Here is a 6,830-nt window from a genome sequence, read left to right as displayed (position 1 = left end):
CGTCAGGCGTTTGGCCCATACGCGAAAAGAACGTCGTCGGCGGCAACTGCTTCGGGTCTCCAACAACAATAAGCTGCGTGCCGCGCGCAATAGCTCCAATCGCTTCCTCCGGTTTCAGCTGGGAGGCCTCGTCCATCACGATGAGGTCAAAACTGATGGTGCCAGGTTTTAGAAACTGCGCGACGGCCTGCGGTCCCATCATGAAGCAGGGCTTCAACGCCTGAATGGCACGGCCGGCCTTCTGGAGCATCTTTCGAACCGGAACTCGCGGGCGGCTTTGGGGTATCAGGTAGCGCAGGAGCTCCATCTCGGTCTTGTCATCCACCCGCGCGCCTGCGTTACCCGCTGGCGGAGCCGAATGCGTCCGGCAGCGTGCTGCCACCTGTTGTCCTCGCAAGCGGATAAGCTCCCGGTCCAGGTCACCGAATTCCTTGCGAACCGTCGAATGACGGGTACCACTGAAGCGACTGAGCTCGGGATACTCACGAAACAGCGCGTGTGCGATAGAGGCGTAGAACCGGTATCCGAATACATGCGAAAGATGAGCAGGCGGAACTCGCGAAGCCTCCATGAGCTCGACGAACGGAGTCAGGTCTTTCGCCTTGATGTCTGCACGCAGCTTGAAGTACTGGACCCAAGGCAGCAGCTCGTCGAACGCTTCCAGAGCACGCGTTGCTCGCGCGGATAGTTCCGTCGCGTACTGCAGGGGGGTAACCGCCTCCAAGCCTGCCCACTCGACCAGATTGAAAGCCCCGAGGGCAGCCATTTGCTCAGAAAAAATATCCAGCGCAGTCCACCCCGCTTGGATTGCGCGAGTGAGGCCGGACAGCCGGACGTAGTTCTCCGCGCTTGCGGCTGCAAGCAGCACAGACTCAACGCTCTCAGGCAGGCGCGCCTGCTTGACGAGGCGACCGTAGGTAAGCGCGCCAAACAGCGGCTCAAGGTCGGTGTAAGCGCCACGCAGATGCTCTGCCAGAAGGTCGCGCGCGTGCTCATCGCGTGAAAGCGCCTGACGCAGACCTTCCAGCTTGTGAGCGGCCCGGACCGAGGCTACCGCGTTTTCCATCGCGATATCGGGAGAAAGCTTCCCCCCGAAAAACGTACCGACCTTTTCCATGTCAGCCGCGATGACCGAGCCGAGGGAGATTCGCTCGGCGGCAAACGAGGATTGCTGGAACTGCATCAATGACAGCGACGTATATGGCAGCACCGTGCCCATCAGTTCGTCGAGGCTCGCGATGTCCTTCAGAGCCGTACTAGCCTTGTCTTTGACGACCCGAAGCGCCGCAATCTGGGAGACGTCGATAGTAAGGGCGTCGAACAGCCGTGGCTCCACATCGGCAAGCTTGAGGGTTCGCTGCGCGTCAATCAGCCATTCGGAGGTCAGCGCCAGCTCTTCGAAGGGCGTGTTGGTGGCCAGATAGAATGGGCCCGCCAGTCGCGTGACAACTTCGTTGGTTGACCAGGCGGCCTGTTGGTTCTGGTACTTGCGCAGCGCTTCAAGTTCGGCAAGCCGTGTCTCGCTGGTGAGCTTCTGCTTTTTGGCTCTGCAAAGGCGCTCATGCACTGCGAGAGCCTTTCGCCAGGGACTCTGTGCCCACCGATACCAGGTCGGCCCCTCTCGAAGCGTATCGATAGCCTGTTTCAGGGTGGCATCATCAGGAACCGTATCAAGGTACAGCTTCGCATCGAGTGCCGCGCGCGCCGCCTCAAGCTCAGCGAACGTGACGGCAGCCGCCCGCAATGTCGCGGCTGCGTTGGGTTCCTGCAGCGAAGGATGTCTGAAACGGAACTGAGAGTCGGTCGCAGATTCGGCTACCGTAAGCATGGCGGATAGCTTGGCGAATCCTTCCTTCGAGAAAGGCACCTCTATCTTCGCGATGTGAAATAGCGCGGCGAGTTCTTTCAATCCGTGTTCAGCCTGAGCGACGCGTGCACGGATGAGCGCCGGCGTGGTGAGGAACTCGCGAAGCCTCGTCTGGCCCACTTCCCAGTAGTCGAGAAGCTCGATGTGCTCGTGTAACGTCTCTATATCTGCGTCACCCGGCGGCGTGGTAGCGGTCCAGTTGCTAGCGCCTGTCTGCGATTGCGAGGCCATCTCGGCAAGGCGCGTGCGAATCTGATTTAGTATCTGCTCGGCCGTTTCGCCGTAGGGGTCATGCTCCGTGAAGATTCGAGGCAGCGCGCCATAGGCGACGTCATCGGGAGAGCCCGGTGCAATGGCGGCTAGACTCGACAGCAACGTTGCAGCATTGCTACCAGACTTGCTGACCGGAGTTCCTGTGCCGAGGAACGTCGACGCGTCGGACAACGCCTGGGCGAAAGTCTCACAGTCCTGAATGTGCCGTGTGAGCAATCGCTCGAGTCGCACTTCGTCGCCCGGTTGCAGGACCTCCGGATAGAAGCCCCACCAGGGATGGTCCGGTTTGCGACCGTCGACCTCTACGAACTGCTTCGCAGCATAGCTCAGGAGGTCGGTGAGCACCTGAAACTCACTCTGTCCTGTCGCGGGCGCACCGTAATGGAGCAGGTCTTCTGCCACTTTCGCGGATGCATCACATTTCTGCCGATAGCGTTCCGTGCGCCACATCACTTGATAAACGGTGAGCCCTTGAACATTGCCGTGGACACCGTTGAGCATGTCCGCGTAGGTCTTGAGCTCAGAGCGTTTCGTCTCAACCGTCTTGACGAGGTCTTCTAGGCCGTCGGGAAGCCGCGGCCTGAAATTGATGCGCGTCTCCAGGTCTTCGAGAACGCGTTTTTTGTTTGTCTTGTTGCTGTGGAGCTCAAGGACGAAAGCTTCCAGGCCGGCTTGCTCAAGGCGGGTCTTCACGACCTGAAGTGCGGCCAGCTTTTCGGACATGAAAAGGACGCGCTTGCCCATAAACAGGGCCGTTGCAATCAGATTCGTAATGGTCTGCGATTTGCCCGTGCCGGGAGGTCCTTCGATAACGCCGTGCTTGCCTTCAATAGCGTCAATCAGCGCGGAGTGCTGAGACGAGTCACAGTCGTAGATGACCGGAAGGTTGGCCAGCTTATGGTCGTCGACCGCATAATCGGTCGCATATTGCGCGTCATCGCCGTCCGCATCGGTGTCGCGTCCGCCTTCGAACACCCGCTTTACTACAGGATGCGTAAGCAGCGAGGACTCCCCTTCCTCGGTAGGCCAGTTTTCCGGGCTTAGTTCACGGACAAGCAGCATTGTGGCGAACGAAAGCAGCGTTAGCGTCGCCATTCGCTTCACGCTCCAGCGCGGCAAATGGTCAATAGCCTCTTCGACTGCTTCAAGATAGCCGGAAAGGGAAAGCGATTCTTCGTTTAATGCCGGCAATGACAGCCCGAAGTCGCGCTTAACTTTCTCGCGAAGCGAGATGTTCTCTGTCAGTTCCTCGCCTGTATATACGATGCTGTAGACGTCGTATTTCCCTTTAGTCGTGCGCTCCAACCGCACCGGCAAGCTCAATAGTGGCGCGCGATACAACTTGTCGCTGTTTTCGGCTTCAGGGTATTCAAGGAAGCCCAAAACGAGATAAAGCATGTTGGCGCCAGTTTCCTCGATTGCCAGTTTGGCTTCGCGCTCAATTTTGCGGCAATGCAGCGCCAGGTCTTCTGCGTAGAAGAGTGCGCGCATTTGCGCCCCGGACGCGGCCGTTGCTGGCAATTTCATATTGCCTTGCGGCAACTCGTAAGTCGTCGGAATGCCCACAGTTGAGGCATAGTCACGAGCATCGGGGCGGGTGAGCCGCCCACCTTTCGTCACCCATGCAGCGCGCTCGGGTTCCGGAACGCCCGTGAGCGTCACCGTCGCCACGTTGGGAGTATCAATTAGCCGGTTATAAACGACTTCCGGACTACATTGGACGAACTGCAGCGATTTACCAGTCGTGGGTTTGAAGTTGAGAAGCCGGTTTCTGCTCGTGAGGTCGAGCAGACGGAGTCGCAACTGATTAAGTGCATCTTTAATCGGGACGTTGCCTGAAAACAAACTTATCTCGGGAACAGGCACGTCTGGTTCGCTATCGTGGTCGTTCACTCAATCCCCCGGCGGCGAAGTTGCGAGTCCTGTTTAAGCCTTCCTTGAGTCGCCCGAGCAATGCACCGAGCGACAGGTCGAGGTCACTAATGCGGACGGTCTGCCCTGCGCTGAGGTGGTCGATGCTCCATGTCTTCGGTTTTAAGAATGCGTGTTCGGAAGAAACCGTGAGCCTAAGCCCTTTGACATCCGTGTCGGTTTCATTTAGCACCGACAGCTCACGCGCAACCGGCACGGCATTCTGAAAGTCGGCCAGATTAACCTTGCCGGCAAGCGTGGCCAGAATCTGCACGCAACGCGGCTCATCCGGCGTACCCGCCGGTTCGACAGCAGTGTCATCCATCTGACCCCCAAATCGGCTTCGCCGATTTTCCTCTCTCAATTATGATTTTGCTGCCGACCCGGCAATTCCGAACAACCGAACAGGCCTGGAAACGGCTTGCTCCTCGCTGAATACAGTCGCGTACTGCTTTTGGGCGGTGGCACCCGAACAAGATAGTCTCATAAATTTTGTCGCGAATGCGGGTGACCGACCGTATGGATTCGTCATGCACGTTCAGTACTCGCTCTTCTGACATACTGGTGTCTACGCTGAGAGACCGGGCCTCAACGAATTCAGGAAACATGTCCCAGAGGCAGTACAGGGGGGAAAAGCAAACATTCAAGTATCTCGCCCGCAGGCCGATACCAAGACGAGACGTCTTTCGCTTCCCTCAAGACTCGCGTGGCCACAGAAATATTTCACCCGCACAGTCCCTCAGAACCCGGACCCCATGGACCATAAAACTTCCCAAAAGCTTGCCAGGCAAATCAGAACGCTTAATTCACCACAATATGAGACCCTGAAATCCCTTCCTTCCGGTCCACTAAGCGGCTTCCATCAGTGGGCAGACGACCGTCCGTGTGACGGCGCGTTCCTGATTAAGAGCAAAGGCGACCCCGCCATCTGGATTCTATTGGTGGATTGGAAACGGTCTGGCAACTACTACGTCGTTGTCTTTCCCGAATCAAGGTCTGGTCCGCTCTGCGAAGTGCACGAGCTCATTGAAGGCGAAGAACTACTGACGCTGCGTTGGACCTACAGGCCCACCAAGCAGGACGGCAAGAACCAGTTGCGCCACGCCTATTTTGTCGAAACATACGGGTCCGAAGCCGCCGAAATTTCGCTACCCGCGACTACCCAGGAGCTGGAAGATTTCATCGGAGAGCTGATTGAGCTTGCGGAGTATCGCGTTAGGGCCGACTTGCTGGAGCATGACCGCCTTCCAACTCGCGAAGGATTCCCCGAGGGACGCTTGAAGCAACGCCTCCACTGTTCACGGGAGCGGAGCCCAACACTGGTCCGGCAAGCAAAGGAAATTGCTTTAAAAAAGCACGGATATCTGCGCTGCGCCTGTTGCAACTTTGATTTTGCATCAACTTACGGCGAGCTCGGACACGGATTCATTGAGGCTCATCACACAAAGCCGGTCAGTTCCCTCAAATTAGACGGTGAGGTCACTCGTGTCGAGGACCTAGCGCTTGTCTGTGCAAACTGCCACCGAATGCTACATCGCCGTAGGCCTTGGCTAGGTATGAATGAATTGACACGATTGCTCAAGAAAAGCCCTCGTTGAATAAGATTGCGAGGCGCAAACAGCTACGTGCCTTGACGACGGCCGCGCCCAAAGGCTCCGACTGACTTGATAACTACAAGGAGGACTGTCCAAATGTCGCCTACACTTTTACCGCCCACGTTCTGCTGGACCAAGATGGGTACGGAATCGGGCGAAGAACTCGCCGCCATCGTGACGCGCAAGGAGTGGGAGCGACAGCTTGGTCAGGGGACGTTCTTCTGGGGCATTGGCCAGTCCCTCGGTAGCGTGCCCGAGGTAGCTGCCAAAGAACTGGGGCACCTGCCCGCGATTTTTTCTCCGATGTCTAGCCGCCCACAGGCAATTGACGTAACACCAGGAGAAATTTCTCTATGGACGGCAAGCGCCGCCGCTGATGGCACCATCACGCCGTTGCCCCCGCATGCCCTCGTCACAAGTCGTGCGACCTTGCCATCAGGAAAGAAGAAGCTGAATCACTATGCTCTGGCTTGCAAGGCTGACGCGCCCCTCACCGTGCATCTGGGCGAAAGAGTCTATCCGGAATCCCTCACCAACTACGGCACCGGAAGAAGACTCGGTGGCTCGCAGGTCACTGCGATAGTGGACCGCGCGGAAACCGGAAATACATCGTCAAGCGCCGGTTACCCAGTCGCTTTCATAGTTGAGCTGGCCGTGCCCTACCAGCTCAAGCTGGCCGAGCCTCGTATCCTGACCGCAGAAGAGTCGGCGCAAATTGACAACGTGTCCCGGACCGGTGACTTGGCGGCGTGGAAAGCAATCGTCGAAAAACTCCGTGCTCGGTCGACCCGTCCGTAATGGCAGCAAATGAGAGAAGGTCGCGCCGGCCCTTCTGCATGCCGCCCCCCCCGGCGAGCGGTCAAGGTTATCCCCACATTTTGTTGGCAAGCCTGTGGACAACGTGGGCACATGTGGCTCAAGTGTCTGACGCTGAACAACTACCCACTCCCGTCGCAGGCGCAATCACGCCTGCTGACATACGAGCCGACATCTCAATTCGCTTCGGGTTTTTCTCGGACGACGGGGCGAAGCCTGCTCCCGACCGCTAGCACGCACATGCGGGAAGGTCGCGGCCGTCGGGGACCGCGCCTCGGTGACCCGGGGCCAGACGAATCACTCGTCGGCCTTCAACGGAATCCCGCCACCCAGTATTTTGGTCGCGCTGTCCGCCACCCACGATAGCG

The 6,830-nt window shown here is 58.0% G+C and carries 4 protein-coding genes; 2 read left to right on the top strand and 2 right to left on the bottom strand.

Features of this window, described 5'->3' with window-relative positions; translation table 11 throughout:
- Both GNZ13_RS27820 and GNZ13_RS27815 read right to left on the bottom strand, forming a co-directional pair.
- Positions 1-4,033: DUF4011 domain-containing protein (locus tag GNZ13_RS27820; RefSeq protein ID WP_172170570.1), on the bottom strand; the 4,033-nt coding region annotated here is incomplete at its 3' end.
- Entirely contained in the window at positions 4,017-4,376 is a 360-nt protein-coding gene (locus GNZ13_RS27815) for a hypothetical protein (RefSeq protein ID WP_172170568.1), read from the bottom strand. The genes GNZ13_RS27815 and GNZ13_RS27820, both read right to left, overlap by 17 nt.
- Before the next feature lie 430 nt (positions 4,377-4,806).
- Here GNZ13_RS27815 and GNZ13_RS27810 point away from each other — a divergent pair, with 430 nt between their 5' ends.
- Positions 4,807-5,649: an HNH endonuclease gene (locus tag GNZ13_RS27810; RefSeq protein ID WP_172170566.1), complete on the top strand. Its 843-nt coding sequence runs from the start codon at positions 4,807-4,809 to the stop codon at positions 5,647-5,649.
- Positions 5,650-5,742: 93 nt separating this feature from the next.
- On the top strand, positions 5,743-6,444 hold the full coding sequence (locus tag GNZ13_RS27805; RefSeq protein WP_172170564.1) for a hypothetical protein: 702 nt from the start codon (positions 5,743-5,745) through the stop codon (positions 6,442-6,444).
- Positions 6,445-6,830: the final 386 nt, after the last annotated feature.

The organism is Paraburkholderia elongata, assembly GCF_013177735.1.
Taxonomy (GTDB): Bacteria; Pseudomonadota; Gammaproteobacteria; order Burkholderiales; family Burkholderiaceae; genus Paraburkholderia; species Paraburkholderia elongata.
This window is presented reverse-complemented; position numbering and strand designations above follow the sequence as displayed.

Coding starts and splice junctions, on each gene's coding strand:
- GNZ13_RS27815 (WP_172170568.1), bottom strand. CDS start 4,376: ATGGATGACACTGCTGTCGAACCGGCGGGTACGCCGGATGAGCCGCGT.
- GNZ13_RS27810 (WP_172170566.1), top strand. CDS start 4,807: ATGGACCATAAAACTTCCCAAAAGCTTGCCAGGCAAATCAGAACGCTT.
- GNZ13_RS27805 (WP_172170564.1), top strand. CDS start 5,743: ATGTCGCCTACACTTTTACCGCCCACGTTCTGCTGGACCAAGATGGGT.